Genomic DNA, 22519 nt, shown 5'->3' with positions numbered 1-22519 from the left:
ATGCTATGATCCCGGTCCTGGGTCTGACCGGCGCGCGCGTGGCCGTGCTGGGGCTGGGCCGTTCGGGCCTGTCCGCTGCACGCGCGCTGGCCGCAGGCGGTGCGACGCCGGTGTGCTGGGACGACAATCCGGACGCGCAGGCGCGCGCCGCCGAGGAGGGGTTCACCTGCCTCAACCTGAGGAAACAGGGCGCCTTCGATGACATCGCACGCCTGATCGTCAGCCCCGGCATTCCGCATCTTTATCCCGTACCGAACCCGGTCATAGCGGCGGCCTGGGCAGCGGGTGTGCCCGTCGACAATGACATTGGCCTCTTCTTCCAGTCCTTTGCAACGTCGGACTGGCACCGTTTCGACACGGCGCCGCGGGTGATCGCGGTGACCGGGTCAAACGGCAAATCCACCACATGCGCCCTGATCCATCACATCATGGAAGTGGCGGGGCGGCCCAGCCAATTGGCGGGCAATATCGGGCGTGGTGTCCTTGACATCGACCCGCCCCATGACGGCGAGGTCGTGGTGCTGGAACTGTCAAGTTACCAGACCGATCTGGCGCGCAGCTTGACGCCGGATGTGGCCGTGTTCACCAACCTGACGCCGGATCATCTGGACCGGCATGCGGGTATGGGGGGGTACTTTGCCGCCAAGCGGCGCCTGTTCGCAGAAGGCGGACCGGACCGGGCCGTGATCGGTGTGGATGAGGACGAAGGGCGGTTTCTGGCCGGTCAATTGTCGGAAGGGCCAACAGATGACCGCGTGATCCGTGTGTCCGCCGATCAAAAGCTGACCGGTCCGGGGTGGCAGGTCTTTGCAAGAAAAGGGTTTCTGTCCGAGCAGCGCAAGGGGCGCCAGGTGGCTTCCATCGACTTGCGGAATGTTGCGGGCCTGCCAGGCGCGCACAATCACCAAAATGCCTGTTGTGCCTATGCGGCAGCCCGTGCGGTCGGGATCGACCCCAAGGTTATTGAACAGGCCTTCCACAGTTTTGATGGTTTGCCGCATCGCAGCCAGACCATCGCCGAAGCTGCGGGCGTGCGATACGTGAACGACAGTAAGGCCACAAATGTGGACAGCGCAGCCAAAGCGCTGGCCGCTTTTGACAACATTCGCTGGATTTGCGGTGGGTTACAGAAGGAAGGCGGCTTGGAGCCACTGAATGCGGCGATGGGCGGGGTGAAAAAAGCTTACGTCATCGGCCGTGAAGCTGCACAAATCGCCATGCAGTTGCATGTCGACGCACAGGTATGTGGCACCATGGCGGATGCCGTTGCCGCCGCGATGGCCGATGCCGAGGCGGGCGATGTGGTCCTGTTGGCTCCGGCGGCCGCCAGTTTTGACCAGTATGACAGTTTCGAGCGGCGCGGCGAGGATTTCGTCGCGCAGGTGACCGTCCGGCTGTGATCCAATTGCGCGCCTGACGGCGCACGACATTTTTTGCATTGCCGCTTCACACTGACCAAGACGGGATGGTTGCGGCTGTCCGGGCAACCGCTGGGTGAGGTGTTCAGGTGCGCCGTCGCCTGAGGTTCACGTCAGGCGCGGCACGCCCAAATTGCGGTTTGTCTTCTGCAAGTGCGACGTCGTGCCAGAGATCAATTGCCGAGATGCCGGGCGGCGGCCATGGCCGAGGACCAGGCCCATTGAAAGTTGTAGCCGCCGAGCCAGCCGGTGACGTCAAGTGCTTCGCCGATAAAGTAGAGGCCGGGAATGGTTTGGGATTCCATGGATTTTGAACTGATCCCGTCCGTGGCAACGCCGCCGCGTGTCACCTCGGCGGTACGGTAACCTTCCGTGCCGCCGGGGATGAGGTGCCAGTGGCTGAGGTCGTGGGTGAGCGCGTCGATGCGCGTGTCCGAGAGATCGCCCAATCGACCCGATAGGTCCAACTGGGTGCTCAGGTGATCGACAAGCCGGGCGGGCAGGTGGCGGGACAGTTCGGTGGTAAGGGCCTTTTTGCCGTCACTGGTACGTTTGTCGCGCAGGATGGTTGCCAGGTCTGTGTCCGGGACGAGGTGTACGGTGATCGCTTCTCCCGCCTCCCAATAGCTTGAGGCTTGCAGGATCGCGGGGCCCGACAGGCCCCGGTGGGTGAAAAGCAGCGCTTCGTCAAACGCGGGGCCGCTTGCCGTCACGCGGGCCGGGCAGGCCACGCCGGAAATATCGGCGAAGCGGCGATCGGGGAAGGTGAAGGGCACAAGGGCCGGTTCCGTGGATGTGACCCGGTGGCCGAACTGGCGCGCGATGTCGTAGGCAAAGCCGGTGGCACCCATCTTGGGGATGGACTTGCCCCCCGTGGCGATCACGGCGTTGCGCGCAGTCAGGGTGCGGGTGCCGTTGAGTGTGAAGGTGAACCCTTCGTTACGCTTTGCAAATGCGGTCACCTCTGTTTGCAAATGCAGCTCGACCCCCGCGGCCTGCATGAGACTGCGCAGCATCGCGATGATGTCCTTGGCAGATGTATTGCAGAACAGCTGTCCCAGTGTTTTTTCGTGCCACGGGATGCCGTGCTGGTCCACCAGCGCAATGAAATCCCATTGGGTATAGCGGGCGAGGGCGGACTTGGCGAAATGCGGGTTCTCGCTGATGAAGGCATGTGCGTCGCAATGCAGGTTGGTGAAATTGCACCGGCCGCCGCCGGAGATGCGGATCTTCTCGCCCGGGGATTTGGCGTGATCGACCAGCAGGACGCGGCCGCCCGCGTGGGCGGCGCACATCATTCCGGCGGCCCCGGCCCCTATGACAAGCGTATCGAAATCCATGACGTCCCCGTGCAGCATCGCACAGAAAGGGTCAACCCGGTGGGGTTGTGCGCGACGACCTCGCGCTTACCTCGCACGTAACGAACCCAATTACAGGATACTGGACATGACTGCTTTGGCCGCTGGCTCTGCTTTTCCGAAACTGGATGTTGCCAAACTTGGTGGCGGAACGCTGACACTGGGGGCACCGCAGGGCGGGCACGACTGGCAGCTTGTCATCGTTTATCGCGGCCTGCATTGCCCGCTGTGCAAAAAGTACCTGGCGCAGCTGCAGGAGATGGAAGGCGACTTTAGCGAGGCCGGTGTCGATGTCGTCGTGGTGTCGGGAGACCCCGAAGCCAAGGCAAAGGCCATGGCCGACGAGAAGGGGCTGCGTTTGGCGATGGGCTATGACCTGTCCGTGGCGCAGATGGAAGCGCTGGGTGTATACGTGTCGGACCCGCGCAGCCCGCAGGAAACCGACCGTCCGTTCCCGGAGCCTGGCCTGTTCGTGGTGAACGGGGACGGGGCCATCCAGATGGTGGACGTGTCGAACGCGCCTTTCCTGCGTCCGGACTTGCAGGGGGTGCTGAACGGCATCAAGTTCATTCGCGCCAATGACTACCCGATCCGGGGTACACACAAGGCGGCGTAACGTTGCCTGCGGGCCAGTAAACTAAGGCTGGCCCGCGCATCTATTTGGCGCTATGCTGCGTCCCATGCACGTTCGGATCAACCGGCGGCATGAGGCAGAGACAGGCAGCAAGGCGGCAGATCATGACTGAAATGGTCTATGGCGCGGTCCCGGTGCGGGACGGCGAACCCATTCTTCCAAAGTGGTGGCGCACAGTCGACAAGTGGTCGTTGAGCTGTGTGTTGTTCCTGTTTGCCATCGGCCTCTTGCTTGGCTTTGCAGCGTCGGTGCCTCTGGCCGAAAAGAACGGCTTTCCCCCGTTTCACTATGTGACGCGTCAGGCGTTTTTTGGCGTGCTGGCACTGATCGTCATGATCATCACGTCGATGATGTCGCCTGTCGTTGTGCGCCGTCTGGCGGTGCTGGGCTTTCTGGTGTCGTTCGTGGCGCTTGCGATGTTGCCCTTCTTCGGCACCGACTTTGGCAAGGGGGCTGTGCGCTGGTATTCGCTTGGATTTGCGTCTGTTCAGCCGTCCGAGTTTTTGAAGCCCGGCTTTGTCGTGGCTGCGGCGTGGATGTTGGCGGCCAGTCAGGATTTGAACGGCCCTCCCGGACGCACGTGGTCCTTTGCCTTGTGCATTTCCATCGTGTTGATGCTGGCCTTGCAGCCGGACTTTGGTCAGGCCTGTCTGGTGCTCTTTGGCTGGGGCGTCATGTATTTCGTGGCCGGCGCGCCGATGATCTTGCTGGTGGGCATGGCCGGGTTGGTCGTGTTTGGCGGCACAATTGCGTATTCCAATTCCGAACACTTTGCCCGCCGCATCGACGGGTTTCTAAGCCCGGACGTCGATCCACGTACACAGCTGGGCTATGCCACCAACGCGATCCAAGAGGGCGGACTGTTTGGTGTCGGCGTGGGCGAAGGGCAGGTGAAGTGGTCGTTGCCGGACGCGCACACGGATTTCATCATTGCGGTTGCGGCCGAAGAATATGGCCTGATCCTCGTGCTGTGCATCATCGCGCTGTACACTGGCATCGTGGTGCGATCGCTGCTGCGTCTGGTGCGCGAACGTGACCCCTTTATTCGCCTCGCAGGTACGGGTCTGGCCTGCATGTTCGGCGTGCAGGCGATGATCAATATGGGCGTGGCTGTGCGCCTTTTGCCCGCCAAGGGCATGACGCTGCCATTTGTCAGCTATGGTGGCTCCTCCGTCATTGCCTCGGGCATTGCCGTCGGAATGTTGCTGGCCTTCACCCGCAGCCGCCCACAAGGCGAGATTTCCGATCTCCTGGGGCGCCGCAGATGAGCCGACCGCTTCTCCTTATTGCGGCGGGCGGCACGGGCGGGCACATGTTTCCGGCCCAGGCGCTGGCCGAGGCGATGCTGGCGCGCGGCTGGCGGGTGAAGCTGAGCACTGACGCCCGTGGCGCGCGCTATACCGGCGGCTTTCCCCACACCACCGAAATCGAGCAGGTATCGTCCGCAACCTTTGCCCGGGGCGGCCTGCTGGCGAAAGCTGCGGTGCCGTTTCGCATTGCGGCGGGCGTTGTCGGCGCGACCTTGAAACTGATGCGTGACAAGCCCGTGGTCGTTGTGGGCTTTGGCGGGTATCCCACCATTCCAGCCATGGCTGCTGCAACGGTTCTGCGCCTGCCCCGCATGATCCATGAACAGAACGGTGTGTTGGGGCGCGTGAACCAGATGCTGGCCAAACGGGTCGATGCGGTGGCCTGTGGCACATGGCCGACGGATTTGCCCGAAGGTGTCGAGAGTGCCCATGTCGGCAATCCGGTGCGCGGTGCAGTGCTGGAACGGGCAGGGGCAGGATATATTCAGCCCGGCGACTATCCGATGGAGATTTTGGTCATTGGCGGCAGTCAGGGCGCGCGCATCCTGTCGGATGTGATCCCGCCCGCCATTGCCAGCCTGTCGATGGACCGCCTTCGGAATGTCCGTGTCAGCCATCAGGCCCGGGGCGAGGATGAAGACCGCGTGCGCGCTTTTTACGCCGAATGCGGTATCAATGCCGATGTGCAGCCCTTTTTCCATGACGTGCCGCGCCGCATGTCCGAGGCGCAATTGATCATATCGCGGTCTGGCGCGTCTTCGGTCGCGGACATTTCGGTGATTGGTCGACCTTCAATCCTGATCCCGTACGCTGCGGCGACCGGAGATCATCAGACTGCGAATGCACGCGGCCTTGTGGATGCGGGCGCCGCTATACTGATCCCGGAAAGCCAGATGACGCCGGAAAACGTCACGGCCCAGATCAACGCTGTGCTGGACAATCCGGATGGCGCATTGCAGATGGCGCAGGCCGCGCTGAGCGTCGGCAAGCCAGACGCCACCGAACACCTTGTCCATATGGTCGAAACCCTCGCACAGAAAGGGACTGCCCCATGAATGCTGCAACCAAACTGCCCGGAGACGTGGGCCCCATTCATTTCGTCGGTATCGGCGGGATCGGGATGTCCGGTATTGCCGAGGTATTGTTGAACCACGGCTATGTTGTGCAGGGGTCTGACCTGAAGCGCACGGCCATAACGGACCGGTTGCAGGAGTTGGGCGCACATATTTTCGTGGGCCAGAACGCCAAGAACGTGGAAGGCGCAGAGGTTGTCGTGATTTCCTCCGCGATCAAGCCGGGCAACGCCGAACTGGACGCCGCCCGCGCGCGGGGCCTGCCCATCGTGCGCCGGGCCGAGATGTTGGCCGAGCTGATGCGCCTGCGGTCAAACATTGCCGTGGCGGGGACACACGGGAAGACAACGACAACCACCATGGTTGCCGCCCTGCTGGATGAGGGCAAGTTCGACCCGACGGTCGTGAATGGTGGCATCATCCATGCCTATGGCTCCAACGCGCGCAAGGGTGACGGCGAGTGGATGGTGGTTGAGGCGGACGAGAGCGACGGCACCTTCAATCGGCTGCCCGCGACCATTGCCATCGTCACCAATATCGACCCGGAGCATATGGAGCATTGGGGGACTGAGGAGGCACTGCATCAGGGGTTTTATGACTTTGTGTCGAACATCCCGTTCTACGGTCTGGCCGTGTGCTGCACCGATGATCCGGATGTGCAGGCGTTGGTGGGCAAGATCACCGACCGGCGCGTAACGACCTATGGATTCAACGCCCAGGCCGATGTGCGCGCCATGAACCTGACCTATGAAAACGGTGTGGCACATTTCGACATCGCGCTACAGGCCGAAGATCAGGTGATCGAGGACTGCAGCCTGCCGATGCCCGGGGACCACAATGTGTCGAACGCGCTGAGCGCGGTCGCTGTGGCGCGTCATCTGGGGATGAAGGCGGATGAGATCCGCACCGCTCTGGCCAATTTCGGCGGCGTTAACCGCAGGTTTACCCGTGTGGGCGAGGTTGAGGGTATTACGATCATCGACGACTACGGCCACCATCCAACCGAGATTGCCGCCGTGTTGAAAGCTGCGCGCCAAGCCACGTCAGGCCGCGTTATCGCCGTCCACCAGCCGCACCGCTACACGCGACTGCATCATCATTTTGAAGACTTTTGTTCATGTTTCAACGACGCGGATGTCGTGGGTATTGGCGATGTCTTTGCCGCCGGAGAGGACCCGATCGAAGGCGCCAGCCGCGATGATCTGGTGGCGGGCCTGATCCGTCATGGCCACCGTCACGCTCGCGCGGTGGTGGACGAGAACGATCTGGAGCGTCTGGTGCGCGAACAGGCACGTCCCGGCGATATGGTTGTCTGCCTTGGGGCCGGGTCGATCAGCGCCTGGGCCAATGGGTTGCCCGCGCGGTTGCACAAGGGGGCCGCATGACCACACTTGTCATCATCTTCATCCTGTTGATGCTGCCGTTGGGTATCATCCTGCGGATGCGCAACCTTTCGATGGTGCTGGGTGTGCTGGTACTGATCTGCGTTGTTCTCAGCCTGTACAACCTTTTTGCAGGCAGCCCGGGATCACCGCTGTTCTTTGCAGGGCCCATGGCGCTTGCGCTTATGCTGGGCTGGACCGCCGGCAAATGGGTCGGAGGGCGCGGATGATGTTGCTTTGGGCCTGTATCGCCTGGGTTTTTGCTGCAACCATCGTTGCGATGTTGCCCATGCGGCAACAATATTTTCCGGGCATCGCGCTGCTGATTGCAGCCCCGCTTCTGATCCTTTGGGTCGGGATCAGCGTCGCGTGGTGGGCGGGCCTTTTGGCCCTGGCCGCCTTCGTGTCGATGTTCCGCAACCCGCTGCGTTACCTGTGGGCCAAGGCCCGTGGCCAGAACCCACAACTTCCACCGGAGCTGCGCTCATGAGCCCGTCCCTTATCCTTGCCTGCCTTTGGGGCATTGTGGCGAACGTGCTGGCGATGATGCCCAGCAAAGACAGCCACTGGACAAATGCTTACATCCTGATCGCCATTGGCATTCCGATCATCGGCTATGTCACCTGGCAACACGGGCCGTGGGCCGGCATTCTGGTCATGGTGGCAGGTATGAGCGTTCTGCGCTGGCCGGTGATCTACCTGAGCCGCTGGATCAAGGGGAGGATGATCCGATGATGTATGTGATCGCACTGACCGCATTGGGCTTGGGCATTGTTGCGGGTTGGTCGTTGGCGTCGCGCTTTATGCTGCGCAGCCTTGTGGGCCTTTTCCTTGTGCTTGTGGCCGCAGTGATCTGGGTGGGATTGGCACCAGACATGTTGCCCGGCGACGGCTTTGCGACCATCGTGGCGACCTATCTGGTCGCCGTGCCGATGGCGTCGGGGCTTTTGGGCGGCGCTGTCTTGCGATGGCTGTTCCGCAAACGCGACACCGCGGCTTGACCTCTGCCGCACAGGGCGGCATTGCGACGTCATGAGCTTTGACCTGCCCCCCGTGCGCGGAACCCTGACCGCGAACAAGGACCTGTCTGCCCTGACCTGGCTGCGTGTGGGCGGTCCGGCGGATTGGCTGTTCCAGCCTGCGGATGTGGACGATCTGAGCGCGTTTCTGTCCGCCCTTGATGCGGCCGTGCCGGTCTTTCCCATGGGCGTGGGCAGCAACCTGATTGTCCGGGATGGGGGGCTGCGCGCGGTTGTCATCCGACTGGGGCGCGGGTTCAATGCGATCGAGATTGACGGCGATACCGTGACCGCAGGCGCTGCGGCGCTGGACGCGCATGTGGCGCGCAAGGCGGCCGATGCAGGTGTGGACCTGACCTTTTTGCGGACCATTCCCGGTGCGGTCGGCGGCGCAGTTCGAATGAATGCGGGCTGCTACGGCAGTTACACAGCAGATGTGTTCGTTGCGGCGCATGTCATCCTGCGTGATGGCACGCCTGCGACGTTAAAGGCAGACGATCTGAATTTCCGCTACCGCCAAAGCGATGTGCCCGAAGGCGCGGTGCTGACCCATGTGACCCTGCGCGGGCCCAAGGGCGACCCCGAGGCGCTGCACGCGCGGATGACCGACCAGCTGGCCAAGCGGGATGCGACGCAACCCACCAAGGACCGGAGCGCGGGGTCCACGTTCCGCAATCCGGCGGGGTTCTCGTCTACCGGTAAGGCGGATGACGTGCATGACCTGAAGGCCTGGAAGGTCATTGACGATGCTGGTCTGCGCGGTGCCCGCCGCGGCGGCGCACAAATGAGCGAGAAGCACTCGAACTTTTTGATCAATACCGGGGACGCAACTGCCGCTGACCTTGAAGGGTTGGGCGAAGAGGTGCGAAAAAAGGTTTACGATTCCAGCGGCATCACGCTAGAATGGGAAATTATGCGGATCGGCGAACCGGATTAGGGAACGCGCCGCGGAACAGGCCGAAAATCGGCGATAATTCGAGGGCCCGGAAAAGGGCTCCGGGACTTAGAGGCACATGGCGGAACAGTCGGGCAGACGTTCCAAAGTTGCGGTGTTATTGGGTGGCCCCTCGGCTGAGCGCGAGGTGTCGTTGTCAACAGGACAGGCCTGCGCAGCCGCGCTGAGGGATATGGGGTACGAGGTGATCGAGGTCGACGCGGGCCCCGACCTGAGTGCTGTTCTTCAGGACATCGCGCCGGACGCCGTTCTCAATTGCCTGCATGGCCGCTGGGGCGAAGATGGTTGTGTGCAGGGCATTCTGGAGTGGCTACGCATTCCCTATTCGCACTCTGGCGTGCTGTCCTCGGCGCTGGCGATGGACAAGCAGCGTACCAAGGACGTGTACCGGGCGGCCGGGTTGCCGGTGGTCGACAGCGTGATCCGGTCCAAGGCCGAGGTGATGCAAGCCCATGCGATGCTACCGCCCTATGTCGTGAAGCCGAACAACGAAGGGTCGAGTGTCGGTGTCTATCTTGTGGATGAGGGCGCCAACAGCCCGCCCGTGCTGGATGCGGATATGCCCGACTTCGTCATGGTCGAAGCCTTCGCTCATGGCCGCGAATTGACCACGACCGTGATGGGGAACCAGGCCTTGGGGGTGACGGACATCATCACCGATGGCTGGTATGATTACGACGCCAAGTACAAGCCGGGCGGCTCGCGCCACGTGATCCCAGCCGATGTGCCAACCGAAATCACTGAGCTGTGCCTCGACTATGCCATACGGGCCCATAATGCGCTGGGGTGCCGGGGTGTCAGTCGGACCGACTTTCGCTGGGACGAAACCAAGGGTGCCGACGGTTTGATCCTGCTGGAGACAAATACCCAGCCGGGCATGACGGCGACGTCGCTGACGCCGGAACAGGCGCAGGCGGCGGGTGTCTCCTTTGGCGAATTGTGCGCCTGGATGGTTGAGGACGCATCATGCCAGCGGTGAAGCGTTCCGATCCCGCACCGTCGCGCTGGTCATGGCGCTTGCAGCGCATGATGCTGACACCGGGCATCCGGCTGATGCTGCGGGCTGGTATCCCCTTTGCCCTTTGCTTTGGCGGGGCGAGCTGGTGGTTGTCGGATCCCGACACGCAGGCCGCAATCCAGGCCACCGTGGCCGAGGCCCGCGCCAGCATCGAACAGCGCCCGGAATTCATGGTTAACCTGATGGCGATAGACGGCGCGGACACTGAACTGTCCGAAGCGGTGCGCGTGGCCGTCCCGCTTGATTTTCCGATTTCATCTTTTGATCTGGACCCGGCGGCGATCCGGGCCACGGTGCTGGAAATGCCTCCGGTCAAAGAGGTGTCCGTACGTATCCGTCCGGGTGGTGTGTTGCAGGTCGATATCACGCCGCGGATCCCCGTCGCGATTTGGCGCCGCCCCGATGGTCTGACCCTGATTGATGCCGAGGGTGCCCATGTGCGCACGATTGCACGGCGCAGCCTGCGTCCTGATCTACCGGTAATCGCCGGGGAAGGGGCCGCCAGCCATGTGGGCGAGGCGTTGGACCTTATTGCCGCCGGTGCGCCATTGGGCAAGCGTCTGCGTGGCCTCGTCCGTCTGGGTGACCGGCGTTGGGATGTGGTGCTGGATCGCAGCCAGCGCATCATGCTGCCCACCGAAAATGCCGTGCAGGCGCTGGACCGGGTGATCGCCCTTGATGGTGTGGACGAGGTGTTGAAACGCGACATTGCGCGCATCGACCTGCGTCTGCCTGACCGCCCCACCGTACGCATGACAGACCACTCCACCGAAGAATGGTGGCGCATCAGACAGTTGAATTCCGGGACCGAGTGACAATTATGACTGACCTTTACGCCAGCCAGCGCAGCATGCGGAACATGCGCAAGATCGCGATGCAACGTGGGGTGGTCGCCATTCTTGACGTTGGCAGTTCCAAGATCGCCTGCCTTGTCCTGCGTTTTGACGGCACTACCAAATTGGGTGAAGAGGGCGAGATCGGATCGCTGGCCGGTCAGTCGGGGTTTCGCGTTATCGGGGCCGCAACCACGCGGTCGCGCGGTGTCCGCTTTGGCGAGATTTGCGCCATGCAGGAAACCGAACGCGCCATTCGCACGGCGCTGCAGGCCGCACAGAAAATGGCCGGCATCCGCGTGGATCACGTCATCGCGTGTTTTGCCGGGGCCGAACCGCGCAGCTATGGGCTGGACGCCCGCCTTGACCTGGATGGCGACGTGGTCACCGAACAGGATGTGGCGCGTGTGCTGTCGCGCTGTGATGTGCCGGATTATGGTGACGGGCGCGAGGTGCTACACGCGCAGCCTGTGAATTTTGCGCTTGATCACCGGTCGGGCCTGTCGGATCCGCGCGGCCAATTGGGCAACGAATTGGCCGTGGACCTGCATATGCTGACGGTCGAGGCGTCTGCCGTGCAGCACCTGGCGCATTGCATCAAGCGCTGTGACCTGGAACTAGCGGGTATCGCGTCGTCTGCCTATGCGTCGGGTATTGCGGCCCTTGTCGAGGATGAACAGGAACTGGGCGCCGCTTGCATCGACTTGGGAGGTGGATCGACCGGCGTATCGATCTTCATCAAAAAGCACATGATTTACGGTGATGCGGTGCGTATGGGCGGCGATCATGTCACCAGCGACATTTCCATGGGCCTGCAGGTGCCGACCACCAACGCCGAGCGGATCAAGACGTTTTACGGAGGCGTGCACGCGACCGGCATGGACGACCGCGAGATGATCGAGATTGGCGGTGATACGGGCGATTACGAGCATGACCGCCGCACGGCCAGCCGCGCGGAACTGATCGGTATCATGCGCCCCCGTGTGGAGGAAATACTGGAAGAAGTACGCGCCCGTCTGGATGCCGCAGGCTTTGACCATTTGCCCAGTCAACAGATCGTGCTGACGGGCGGGGGCAGCCAGATTCCGGGCCTTGATGGGCTGGCCTCCAAAATTCTGGGGCAGCAGGTGCGCCTGGGGCGTCCGCTGCGCGTGCACGGGCTGCCGCAGGCGGCGACCGGGCCAGGTTTTGCCTCTGCGGTGGGGCTGGCCCTGTTTGCGGCACATCCGCAGGATGAGTGGTGGGATTTCGACATCCCGGCGGATCGCTATCCCGCGCGAAGCCTGCGCCGCGCGGTCAAGTGGTTCCGCGACAACTGGTGAAGCGGTTCCTGAAAATAAGTGCCTGCTGGCTGGCATGTGCACTGCCCTGCGCGGCGCAAGATCGCATCACGCCTGAAGACTTTCTGGAAAGGGTCAATGGGAAGACCGTGTCCTTTTACAGGCAGACGACAGGGGAACTTGTCGGGGTCGAGCAGTTTTTGTCGCCGCGCTTGTCCGTATGGCGCGGCCCGGAAAACAAATGCGTATACGGGGAAATCACGACACCTGACGGTTTGCTATGCTTTTTGTACCGGGGCCTTGATCAGTCAGAACCGGTTTGCTGGTCCGTGTTCGATCTGGATGGCACGCTTATGTCACTTGGGGTCGGGCGCATCTTCGGATCGGTGCTTGTTGCGCAGTTCGATGGCCAGGATTTGGGCTGTCCCGAGGTGCCATTGAGCTAGAGAATCGCTTGATTGTCAGGGCGTTATTGATCATGCTGCGACCAACGCCCGAAAGAGGCGCGCGGCACAAGGCAGACCGCATCACATGGCAGACCGAGCAGTTTGCACCAGACCATTTGTTTCGCTCGCGCTTGCTGCGGGCACATTGCGCTTGCTTGTGTCATCGTGGCGCTGACCCCCAAGATGTCCGCACTTCGGCGAAATTTTGCGACTGGCCGACCAAATATGGCCATATTTTGCGGTAAATCTGCGATTTGTGGGTGACGTTGGGGCGTTGAAACGCTAAGATTGCGGGGATTTAGGCACAAAAACACCCGCGAATGCGGCAAACCAGACAGGCGGACCTGACCCATGACCCTGAACCTCTCCATGCCCGGCCATGACGAGCTGAAACCGCGCATCACCGTATTCGGTGTCGGTGGCGCAGGTGGCAACGCCGTCAACAACATGATTGAAAAACAACTGGATGGCGTTGATTTCGTTGTCGCCAACACCGACGCGCAGGCGCTGCAACAGTCCGCTGCGACAAATCGGGTCCAGCTGGGGATCAAGGTCACCGAAGGTTTGGGGGCCGGGGCACGCGCCTCAGTCGGCGCCGCCGCTGCCGAAGAATCAATTGAACAGATCGTGGACCACCTTGCAGGTGCCCACATGTGCTTTATCACCGCTGGTATGGGCGGCGGAACGGGCACAGGCGCTGCGCCGATCATCGCGCAAGCCGCACGCGAGCTGGGGGTTTTGACCGTCGGTGTCGTGACCAAGCCCTTCCAGTTCGAAGGCGCAAAGCGTATGCGCCAGGCCGAGGACGGCGTGGATGCGCTGCAAAAGATGGTCGACACGCTGATCATCATCCCGAACCAGAACCTGTTCCGCCTGGCCAATGAAAAGACGACCTTTACCGAAGCGTTCAGTATGGCTGACGATGTCCTGTATCAGGGCGTGAAGGGCGTGACTGACCTGATGGTGCGTCCCGGCCTGATCAACCTCGATTTCGCGGACGTGCGTGCCGTGATGGACGAAATGGGCAAGGCGATGATGGGCACGGGCGAGGCCGATGGCGAAGATCGCGCCATCCAGGCCGCAGAAAAAGCCATCGCCAACCCGCTGCTGGACGAGATTTCGCTGCGCGGTGCCAAAGGTGTTCTGATCAACATCACCGGCGCCCACGACCTGACCCTGTTCGAACTGGACGAAGCGGCCAACCGAATCCGCGAAGAGGTGGACCCGGACGCCAACATCATTGTGGGTTCGACCCTCGACACGGCGATGGAAGGCATGATGCGTGTGAGCGTTGTGGCGACTGGCATAGACGCAAGCGACGTAAATTCCGAAATCCCGGTGCCGCGCCGGTCGATGGCGGCACCGTTGACGCCGCCGGTCGCGATGGACGAAACCCCTCCGGCCCCTGCACAAATGCCCGAGCCTGCACCGGCCCCGGTGGCCGCTGCCGCCGAAGAGCCATCGCTGTTCCAGGGTCTGGATGTGGAACGGGCAGCAGCCGCGGACATGGCAGAAGACATTTTTGCGGACGACACACCGGCCGCCGCGCAGGATGATCTGCCGCCGCCTGCATACCAGCCACAGGTTGCCGCATTCGAGCCGACGCCGGAACCCGCCGCCGAAGAGTTCGTTGCACCCCGCGCGCCTGCGCCCGGCACGCCGTCGCCCGAAGCGTTGGCCCGCCTGCGCGCCGCGACACAAAAGGCAGCACCCGCCGCCGCAGCGCAGCAGCAGCCCACGGCCACAGATGCCACACCGGCGGACAAGCCGCGCTTTGGGATCAATTCGCTGATCAACCGCATGACGGGCACGGCCGAGGGCGCGCCAGCTGCGGACCGGCCCGCACGCCAGCAGCCTCCGGTGCAAGGTCGCGGCGCTGCGCCAGCGCCGGCACCGGCGCCGCGTCCGGCGGAAGCAGCTGATCCGGACCAGGAACGGATCGAAATTCCGGCCTTCCTGCGCCGTCAAGCGAACTAAATTTCGGTCACAAACAAATGCAGGGGCTGCCATGGGGCGGCCCCTTTTTGTGTTGTTTTTCATAATCTTACCAATGTGTGGGCGCTTTGCCGCGCACCTGTTACAACCATGTTTCAGACCGTTGCAAAGAGTGAGTTGAGTGTTTGGCCCCAGCCCCTTAGCTCTCAAGATGTTACAAAACTGTGATGGGTGGGGCCCGTGCAAGCAACTGTCAAAGGACCTGTGGTGTTTACCGGATGCGGCCTGCATTCCGGCAAGCCTGCCCGACTGACAATTCGCCCTGCCATGGCTGAACACGGTATCTGGTTCCGCCGTACAGACATCACCGACCGCGATGCGTTGATCCCCGCCCGCTTTGATGCGGTGCGTCAATCGCCGCTGTGCACGACGCTTGTGAATGACGCGGGCGTATCCGTTGGCACCGTCGAACACATCATGGCGGCCGTTGCGGGTTGTGGCGTGCACAATGCGCTGATCGAGATTGACGGCCCGGAAGTGCCGATCGTGGACGGATCGGCCCTGCCGTTTGTTCGCGGCATCATGCAACGTGGCCTGCGGCGCTTGCCGGCGCGTGTACGCGCATTCGAAGTGCTCAAGTCGGTCACTGTCACCCAAGGGGACGCGACCGCAACCATCGCACCATCTGACGTGATGCGGATCGATTTCCACATCGACTTTGCGGACGCAGCCATTGGTCGTCAGTCCAAGTCCCTGAACATGTCCAACGGCAGCTTCGCGCGCGAGCTGAGCGACAGTCGCACGTTCTGCCGTCAAGATGACGTGACAAACATGCAGGCCAATGGTCTGGCGCTGGGCGGTGCCCCCGGTGTGAACGCGGTTGTGTTTGACGGCGACAAGGTATCCAGCCCGGGCGGCCTGCGCCACGCAGATGAACCGGTGCGCCACAAGATGCTGGATGCGCTGGGTGATCTGGCGCTGGCTGGCGCGCCTGTTTTTGGTCACTATACCGGCGTCCGGGCAGGGCACACGTTGACCAACCAATTGCTGCGCGCGCTCTTTGCGACACCCGATGCGGTTCGCATGGTCACATGCGATACAGACATGGCAGAACGCCTGCCGGGCGCGGGCCTGGTCTGGGATGAAATCCCCCAGGTCGCCTGAACTGCGAGAACCGGGCAAATCGTCATTTCACCCCGCCAAAACTTTGTGCTAGAGACGGGCAAACAGCCCAAAATGGGCGGTGCCAAAGCATCTTGGGGGTGGCAAGGGATGATCCGCGGAAAATCCATCGTGCGACTGACGGCCGTGGTCACGATCACGGCGTTGCTTGCAGCCTGCGGCAACGGGAACGGGCGTCCGACTACGGGCGGTTTCTTCAATCGTCAGGAAGTGCCGCTTGAGAACTTTACGGCCCAGCAGATCTTTGAGCGCGGTGAATTCGAATTGGAACAGGGCGATCTGCCCGAAGCGGCTTTTTACTTCTCGGAAATCGAGCGTCTTTACCCATATTCCGACTGGGCCCGCCGGGCGCTGATCATGCAGGCCTTTGCCCATCATCGCGACAAGGACTATCCCAACAGCCGCTCCGCGGCGCAACGGTTCATCGACTTCTACCCAGATGATGATGATGCGGCCTATGCGCAGTATCTGCTGGCGCTTAGCTACTACGACCAGATTGACGAAGTGGGCCGGGATCAGGGGCTGACCTTCCAGGCACTGCAATCGTTGCGCCAAGTGATCGAGCGCTATCCCGACAGCGAATATGCCAAGTCCGCGATTCTGAAATTCGACCTCGCCTTTGACCATCTGGCGGGCAAGGAAATGGAAATCGGGCGCTTCTATCTGCGCCGGGACAATTTCAGCGCTGCCATAAACCGGTTCCGTGTCGTGGTCGAGGACTTCCAGACCACAAGCCACACGCCCGAGGCGCTGCACCGTCTTGTCGAAGCGTACTTGTCCCTGGGACTGACGGACGAAGCACAGACTGCCGGTGCGATCCTGGGTTTCAATTACCAGTCCACCGAATGGTATCAGGACAGTTTCAATTTGCTGACCGGGCAGGGACTGCAACCGAACGCCCGTGGCAACAACTGGCTGGCGCAAATCTATCGCCAGATGATCAAGGGCCGGTGGCTCTGATCGCCACGGCGCTGCGCGCGTTGCGTTTTTCGAGGGGCCGCTGATGCTGCGTGGGTTGGACATTTCCGACATGCTGATCATCGACCGGTTGGAATTGCATTTCCAGCCGGGGCTGAACGTACTGACGGGCGAAACGGGCGCAGGAAAATCCATCCTTCTGGACAGTCTTGGCTTCGTGCTGGGTTGGCGCGGGCGGGCCGATCTGGTCCGACAGGGCGCGGCACAGGGTGAGGTCACAGCCTGGTTCGATTTGCCTGCGGGTCATCCGGCCCGTGCCGTGCTAGAGGAGGCGGGTCTGCCCGCCGATGATGAATTGATACTGCGCCGCGTCAACTCTGCCGACGGGCGCAAGACGGCATGGGTCAATGACCGCCGCTGTTCGGGTGAAGTACTGCGTGCCCTGTCGGATACGTTGATCGAACTGCACGGGCAGCACGATGATCGGGGTCTTTTGAACCCGCGCGGTCATCGCGCCATTCTTGACGAGTTTGCCGGGCTTGACGGCGCACGCGACAAGACCCGCAAAGCGTGGCGGGCCATGGGGCAGGCCCGCAAGGCGTTGGCCGAAGCCGAGGCCGCGATGGCTGCCATTCGCGAGGAAGAAGAGTTCTTGCGCCATGCGGTGGCCGAACTTGATGCGCTCGACCCCCAACCGGGCGAAGAGGCCGAGCTTGATACCAGGCGCAGGCTGATGCAGGGGGCCGAACGCATCCGCGAAGACGTACAGCGTGCGCACCAGATTTTGGGCCACGACGGGGCTGAAGGGGCGATGAGCGATGCCATTCGATGGTTGGATGGCGTGGCAGAAAGCGCCGAAGGGACCTTGGATGTCCCGCTCGCTGCGCTTGCTCGTGCCATGGTCGAACTGGACGAGGCGACGGATGGCATTGTTGCGGCCCTCGATACCCTGACCTTCAATCCATCTGAGTTGGAAGATACGGAAGAGCGACTTTTTGCCATTCGCGGATTGGCGCGCAAACATGGTGTCATCCCGGACGACCTTACCTCCTTTGCTGAGGGGTTGCGTTCCAAACTGTCCGCCCTTGATGCAGGCGACGCCGACCTGGGCCGGTTGCGCGCTGCGGTCAGCGAGGCCGAGACCGCCTATGACAGCGCAGCGGAGAAGCTGGGCGCGGCCCGTCGAAAGTCTGCCAAGGCGCTCGACAAGGCGGTGATGACCGAACTTGCCCCTCTCAAGATGGAGCGAGCGGTGTTTGAAACCCGGATCACTGATGATCATCCCGGGCCCGACGGGCGCGACGCGGTGGCCTTTACCGTTGCGACAAACCCCGGCGCGCCAGCAGGGCCGCTGAACAAGATTGCGTCAGGCGGTGAACTCAGCCGGTTCCTGCTGGCCCTCAAGGTGTGTCTGACGCGTGAGCAGACCGGCCTGACTATGATCTTTGACGAGATTGACCGCGGCGTCGGCGGGGCGACAGCCGATGCTGTCGGGCGCAGGCTCAGCCAGATTGCAGAGACGGGCCAAGTGCTGGTTGTCACACACTCGCCACAGGTGGCGGCCTTGGGCGCGCATCACTGGCGGGTGCAAAAGCAAGTGAGCAAGGGCATGACCACTTCCGAGGTGGTGCCTCTGGATATGCCCGACCGTGTGGACGAAATTGCCCGTATGCTGGCCGGTGATACCATCACGGACGAAGCGCGCGGTGCTGCGCGCGCGCTTCTGAGCGGTTAGGGTCACAGTCGCACGCCTGTGACAACACGGGGGCTTTCGCGTCCGCAGCAAAGGGCGTACCCATTGACGGGCCACATTTTTTTGCAGCCCGGCCCCCATGTCCGCCTCCGATCGATCGATCCTGACCCAGCAACTCGACCTCGCGGTCACCGCGTGCAAGGACGGCTGGCATGTGCTTCGGCACCGGGGGCCGAACCAACTGCAATTCTGGTTCATTGCCCTTGCCATCGGGATCGCCGCCGGCTTTGCCGCCCTGTTTTTCCGCAAGGGGATCGAGGCGTTGCAGGCGTGGTTGTATGGCACAGAGGACGTACAATACCTGCATAGCTTCGCGTCGTCGCTGCCATGGTACTACATCCTTGTCATCCCCATCGTGGGCGGGCTGTGCACCGGGTTGATCCTGCACCACTTCACCAAGGACGGTGTCGCACGCAGCGTCGCGGATGTGATTGAAGGCGCAGCACTGCGGGACGGGCGGGTTGGTACGCGCGCGGGCGTCGCGTCGGCCTTTGCCAGCTTCATCACCCTGTCCACGGGCGGCTCAACCGGACGGGAAGGGCCGGTCGTTCACATTGCCGCCGTCATCTCTACCAAGGTGTGTCGGTTCATAAAGGCAGATGGGGTCACGGGGCGCGACCTGCTGGGATGTGCAGTCGCCGCCGCGGTGTCGGCCAGTTTCAACGCGCCCATTGCGGGGGCGCTTTTTGCCCTCGAAGTGGTGTTGCGCCATTTTGCGGTGCACGCCTTTGCGCCCATCGTCATCGCGTCGGTCGCGGGCACGGTCATCAACAGGCTTGAATTTGGGGATGTGACCGAATTCATGGCCCCTGAAACGAACGAGCTGGTGTTCTATCAGGAACTGCCTGCGTTTCTTCTTTTGGGGCTGATGTGCGGGTTGGTGGCTGTTGTGTTGATGCGCGCGATCTTCTGGACAGATGATATCGGCTCCAGCTTTCAGCGACGTACCGGCATGCCCCGGTGGCTGCGCCCGGCGGTTGCGGGCGCGCTCTTGGGCGGAATGGCAATCTTTTATCCCCATATCATCGGGGTCGGCTACGAAACCACCTCCATGGCACTGACCGGCCAACTGGCCCTGAACGAGGTGATGGTGTTCATCGTCATGAAAACTGCTGCCGTCGCGATCACCATGGCCGGGCGCATGGGGGGCGGGGTGTTTTCCCCATCGCTGATGATCGGGGCGCTGACGGGGTTGGGGTTTGGCCTTGTGGCCACAAGCATATTCCCGGATGTGTCTGGATCTGTCACGCTTTATGCACTTGCCGGGATGGGGGCGGTCGCGGCTGCCGTGCTGGGGGCGCCGATATCGACGACGCTGATCGTGTTTGAACTGACGGGCGATTGGCAAACGGGTCTTGCAGTGATGGTGGCCGTGTCCATGTCGACCGCACTGTCGTCGCGCCTGGTGGACAGATCCTTCTTCTTGACCCAACTGGAACGGCGCGGCGTACATCTGGCTGCCGGACCGCAGGCCTATCTGCTTGCCATGTTCCGGGTCAGTTCCGTCATGCGCAAGCTGGATGACCCGCGCGCGGCGGACCCGGACCGTTGTTGGGAGATGATCGGCGATGGCATCTATGTCGATCAGAGTGCGACGCTGGAAGCCGCCCTTCCTATCTTTGATCGCACGATGGTTCCCTTTATCCCGGTGGTCACGCTGACGGGCGAAAATGCAGCCCCTGAATTGCAGGGGGCCTTGTTCCATGTTGATGCTCTGAAAGCATATAACCGCGCATTGGCCGCTACCGCAGCCGAAGAGCACAGCTAGATCTGTTCGACCGTGATCCCGTCACCGGCATAGAAGGCGAGATGGTCCTTGATCCGTGCAACTCCGTCTTTCGGGCTCTCGTAGGTCCATACCGCATTGGCCAGCGTCTGCGACTTTGTCACCACTGAATAGTAGTTTGCGTCGCCCTTGTGCGGACAATGCGTCGTCTTGTCAGTGCGATCCAGAAACGCCATCGCGATGTCGTCGCGTGGGAAGTAGATGACAAAGGGATAGTCACCTTCGCTCAACTCCAACGCGTTGTTGCTTTCGCCCAGAACGGCTCCACCTGCGCGCACCGTCCACGTGCCGGGTGCTTTGCGGATCGTGATGTGATCAGCCATGGCTGAGCCTCCTGTCTTGCGTCTTCGCTTGCGTGTGAAGGGCAGGTGTAACAGATGAATGACACCTGAACCAGAGCTAGAGCGGCGCGCAGGCCGCTTCAAGCCATGCCCGCGCGTCATCCGAGACGCGTGGCCCGATTTTTTCAAGCGTTTCAGTGTGATAGGCATTAAGCCACGCACGCGACGGCGCATCCAGCATGTCCAAAACGATCAGGCGCCGATCAATGGGCGCAAAGGTCAACGTGCGCCAGCACAGCATCTCGCGATGCGCATCGCCGCCGGGAGGGCATTCGGCCTTTTCTGCAACGATCAGGTTCTCGATCCGAATACCAAACCCACCTTCGCGGTAGTAACCGGGCTCATTCGACAGGATCATGCCAGGCTGGAACGGCACCGTGCTGACGCGGCTCAGGCGCTGCGGGCCTTCGTGAACCGACAGATACGCCCCCACGCCATGGCCCAGGCCATGGTCAAAATCCTGGTGCGCATACCAAAGCGGCGCGCGGCCAATGGCCTCGATATCGCGACCGGCCAAGCCTTTTGGCCAGATCAGGCGCGACATTGCGATCATACCCAGAAGTACACGCGTGAACGCAGCCCGCGCATCTTCCGGCGGCGTGCCAATGGGAATGGTGCGTGTGATGTCGGTAGTGCCGTCCAGATACTGCCCACCGCTGTCCAGGACAATCAGGTGCCCGTCTTCGAGGGTGCTGTCGGTCTCTTCCGTGACGCGGTAATGCATGATGGCGCCATTGGGCCCCGTGCCCGCGATCGTCTCGAAACTGATATCCTGCAATGCATTGTCGCGCCGACGGTACTGTTCCAACTGCGTGACCGCCTGCGTCTCGCGCAGGCTGCCCGGCGCTTGGCGATCCAGCCATGCCAACAGTTCAACCACAGCCGCCCCGTCGCGCAAATGCGCTTCTGCGCTGCCCGCGATCTCGGCGGGATTCTTGCAGGCCTTGGGCAGGGCGCAGGGGTCGTCGCCCCATTGAACCCGGTCTCCGATCGCATCGGCAACACGCACCGGGACCGAGGATTTGTCGAGGCGCACGGGGCCTTCCAACCCGTCCAACGCGTCGAGAAAAGCGTTTGGTGAATGACAGGTCACCGCATCGCCAAGATGATTGCCCACCTCCCGCAGCTTCGCGGGATCCATGAACAGGTCAACCGCCCCAGTGGCGTGCAACACGGCAAACCCCTGGGCAATAGGATTGCGCGGAATGTCCGACCCACGGATATTCAAAAGCCAGCATAGAGAATCGGGTAGCGTGATGACCGAAGATGTCGCCCCGGCTGTCCTCAGCGCTTCTGCAAGACGCGCACGCTTGTCGGCATGGGTCTCGCCGGCAAACTCCAGCGGATGAACCTTGGCAGGCGCTGCCGCCGGCCCGGGTTGGTCGTTCCACACCCGATCTACCAGATTGTCACACTGCACCAACGCGATACCACTGCCTGCCAGACCGTCCTCGGCCTGTGCGATCTGTCCCGGCGTGTGCAGCCAGGGGTCAAATCCAATCCTGCCGCCCTGGGGCAACTGTTCCGTCAGCCAGTCCGCCAGCGAGGTCTCGGGCCAGGGCACCGGCGTATAGTCGGACGCCACCTGTGCCTTGACCTGCGTACGATACCGCCCATCGACGAACACACCTGCGACTTCCCGCAGCACGGCACAGAACCCTGCGGATCCGGTGAAACCAGTCAACCATGCCAACCGCTCGTCGCGCGCCGACACATATTCCCCCTGATGCGCATCCGCGCGCGGTACAAGAAAGCCGTCCAACCCTTCGGCCTTCAACTCCGCGCGCAACGCTGCCAATCGCGGTGGACCTTGCTCGGGACGGGCGGTGACCTCAAAGCTCTGGAACATGATCCACCTTCACTTTGCCAAAAAAACTC

General features: G+C 62.1%; 21 protein-coding genes. 18 read left to right on the top strand and 3 right to left on the bottom strand.

Going from position 1 to position 22519, the window contains the following annotated elements; all coding sequences use genetic code 11:
* Positions 1 to 5: 5 nt before the first annotated feature.
* Positions 6 to 1400, top strand: coding sequence for a UDP-N-acetylmuramoyl-L-alanine--D-glutamate ligase (gene murD, locus Q0844_RS05005; protein WP_299042737.1), 1395 nt, complete (start codon positions 6 to 8; stop codon positions 1398 to 1400).
* Positions 1401 to 1591: 191 nt separating this feature from the next.
* On the opposite strand, the gene Q0844_RS05000 is transcribed toward murD, so the two are convergent.
* Positions 1592 to 2758: an NAD(P)/FAD-dependent oxidoreductase gene (locus Q0844_RS05000; protein WP_299042735.1), complete on the bottom strand. Its 1167-nt coding sequence runs from the start codon at positions 2756 to 2758 to the stop codon at positions 1592 to 1594.
* A gap of 106 nt (positions 2759 to 2864) precedes the next feature.
* Here Q0844_RS05000 and Q0844_RS04995 point away from each other — a divergent pair, with 106 nt between their 5' ends.
* The 17 genes from Q0844_RS04995 to Q0844_RS04915 all read left to right on the top strand — a co-directional run bounded on the left by Q0844_RS04995 (position 2865) and on the right by Q0844_RS04915 (position 20282).
* The gene (locus Q0844_RS04995) at positions 2865 to 3392 is read left to right on the top strand and encodes a redoxin domain-containing protein (RefSeq protein WP_299042733.1); all 528 of its coding nucleotides are present in this window, start codon (positions 2865 to 2867) and stop codon (positions 3390 to 3392) included.
* Between the two features lie 122 nt (positions 3393 to 3514).
* On the top strand, positions 3515 to 4678 hold the full coding sequence (gene ftsW, locus Q0844_RS04990; protein WP_299042732.1) for a putative lipid II flippase FtsW: 1164 nt from the start codon (positions 3515 to 3517) through the stop codon (positions 4676 to 4678).
* On the top strand, positions 4675 to 5775 hold the full coding sequence (locus Q0844_RS04985) for a UDP-N-acetylglucosamine--N-acetylmuramyl-(pentapeptide) pyrophosphoryl-undecaprenol N-acetylglucosamine transferase (RefSeq protein WP_299042731.1): 1101 nt from the start codon (positions 4675 to 4677) through the stop codon (positions 5773 to 5775). Before ftsW ends, Q0844_RS04985 begins: the two co-directional genes overlap by 4 nt.
* On the top strand, positions 5772 to 7178 hold the full coding sequence (gene murC / locus Q0844_RS04980) for a UDP-N-acetylmuramate--L-alanine ligase (RefSeq protein ID WP_299042730.1): 1407 nt from the start codon (positions 5772 to 5774) through the stop codon (positions 7176 to 7178). Before Q0844_RS04985 ends, murC begins: the two co-directional genes overlap by 4 nt.
* Complete coding sequence (locus tag Q0844_RS04975; RefSeq protein WP_299042729.1) at positions 7175 to 7405, top strand: hypothetical protein; 231 nt, start codon at positions 7175 to 7177, stop codon at positions 7403 to 7405. The genes murC and Q0844_RS04975 overlap by 4 nt, the downstream gene beginning before the upstream one ends.
* The gene (locus tag Q0844_RS04970) at positions 7402 to 7665 is read left to right on the top strand and encodes a DUF2484 family protein (RefSeq protein ID WP_299042728.1); all 264 of its coding nucleotides are present in this window, start codon (positions 7402 to 7404) and stop codon (positions 7663 to 7665) included. Before Q0844_RS04975 ends, Q0844_RS04970 begins: the two co-directional genes overlap by 4 nt.
* On the top strand, positions 7662 to 7910 hold the full coding sequence (locus Q0844_RS04965) for a DUF2484 family protein (protein ID WP_299042727.1): 249 nt from the start codon (positions 7662 to 7664) through the stop codon (positions 7908 to 7910). Before Q0844_RS04970 ends, Q0844_RS04965 begins: the two co-directional genes overlap by 4 nt.
* Positions 7907 to 8176, top strand: coding sequence for a hypothetical protein (locus Q0844_RS04960; protein ID WP_299042726.1), 270 nt, complete (start codon positions 7907 to 7909; stop codon positions 8174 to 8176). The genes Q0844_RS04965 and Q0844_RS04960 overlap by 4 nt, the downstream gene beginning before the upstream one ends.
* A gap of 31 nt (positions 8177 to 8207) precedes the next feature.
* On the top strand, positions 8208 to 9131 hold the full coding sequence (gene murB, locus Q0844_RS04955; protein ID WP_299042725.1) for a UDP-N-acetylmuramate dehydrogenase: 924 nt from the start codon (positions 8208 to 8210) through the stop codon (positions 9129 to 9131).
* A 76-nt stretch (positions 9132 to 9207) separates the two neighbouring features.
* Complete coding sequence (locus tag Q0844_RS04950; protein ID WP_299042724.1) at positions 9208 to 10128, top strand: D-alanine--D-alanine ligase; 921 nt, start codon at positions 9208 to 9210, stop codon at positions 10126 to 10128.
* Entirely contained in the window at positions 10116 to 10982 is an 867-nt protein-coding gene (locus Q0844_RS04945; protein WP_299042722.1) for a cell division protein FtsQ/DivIB, read from the top strand. Before Q0844_RS04950 ends, Q0844_RS04945 begins: the two co-directional genes overlap by 13 nt.
* Before the next feature lie 5 nt (positions 10983 to 10987).
* On the top strand, positions 10988 to 12322 hold the full coding sequence (gene ftsA, locus Q0844_RS04940; RefSeq protein WP_299042721.1) for a cell division protein FtsA: 1335 nt from the start codon (positions 10988 to 10990) through the stop codon (positions 12320 to 12322).
* 755 nt (positions 12323 to 13077) lie between these two features.
* On the top strand, positions 13078 to 14703 hold the full coding sequence (gene ftsZ / locus Q0844_RS04935; protein ID WP_299042720.1) for a cell division protein FtsZ: 1626 nt from the start codon (positions 13078 to 13080) through the stop codon (positions 14701 to 14703).
* Positions 14704 to 14901: 198 nt separating this feature from the next.
* Positions 14902 to 15825 carry a UDP-3-O-acyl-N-acetylglucosamine deacetylase gene (gene lpxC, locus Q0844_RS04930; RefSeq protein ID WP_299042719.1) on the top strand — a complete coding sequence of 308 codons (924 nt, stop codon included), beginning with the start codon at positions 14902 to 14904 and terminating at the stop codon, positions 15823 to 15825.
* Positions 15826 to 15933: 108 nt separating this feature from the next.
* Positions 15934 to 16803: an outer membrane protein assembly factor BamD gene (locus Q0844_RS04925; protein WP_299042717.1), complete on the top strand. Its 870-nt coding sequence runs from the start codon at positions 15934 to 15936 to the stop codon at positions 16801 to 16803.
* Positions 16804 to 16846: 43 nt separating this feature from the next.
* Complete coding sequence (recN, locus tag Q0844_RS04920; protein ID WP_299042715.1) at positions 16847 to 18496, top strand: DNA repair protein RecN; 1650 nt, start codon at positions 16847 to 16849, stop codon at positions 18494 to 18496.
* Positions 18497 to 18593: 97 nt separating this feature from the next.
* Complete coding sequence (locus Q0844_RS04915) at positions 18594 to 20282, top strand: chloride channel protein (protein ID WP_299042714.1); 1689 nt, start codon at positions 18594 to 18596, stop codon at positions 20280 to 20282.
* Here the strand turns inward: Q0844_RS04915 and Q0844_RS04910 are convergent.
* Together Q0844_RS04910 and Q0844_RS04905 are read right to left on the bottom strand one after the other, a co-directional pair.
* Positions 20279 to 20623 carry a DUF427 domain-containing protein gene (locus Q0844_RS04910; protein ID WP_299042712.1) on the bottom strand — a complete coding sequence of 115 codons (345 nt, stop codon included), beginning with the start codon at positions 20621 to 20623 and terminating at the stop codon, positions 20279 to 20281. The two genes, Q0844_RS04915 and Q0844_RS04910, sit on opposite strands and share 4 nt — an antisense overlap.
* A 76-nt stretch (positions 20624 to 20699) precedes the next feature.
* Positions 20700 to 22490 carry an aminopeptidase P family protein gene (locus Q0844_RS04905; RefSeq protein WP_299042711.1) on the bottom strand — a complete coding sequence of 597 codons (1791 nt, stop codon included), beginning with the start codon at positions 22488 to 22490 and terminating at the stop codon, positions 20700 to 20702.
* Positions 22491 to 22519 lie beyond the last annotated feature (29 nt).

It is taken from the genome of uncultured Tateyamaria sp., assembly GCF_947503465.1.
Taxonomy (GTDB): Bacteria; Pseudomonadota; Alphaproteobacteria; order Rhodobacterales; family Rhodobacteraceae; genus Tateyamaria.
Note: the sequence above shows the minus strand (reverse complement) of the source record. Positions and strands in the feature narration are given on the sequence as shown.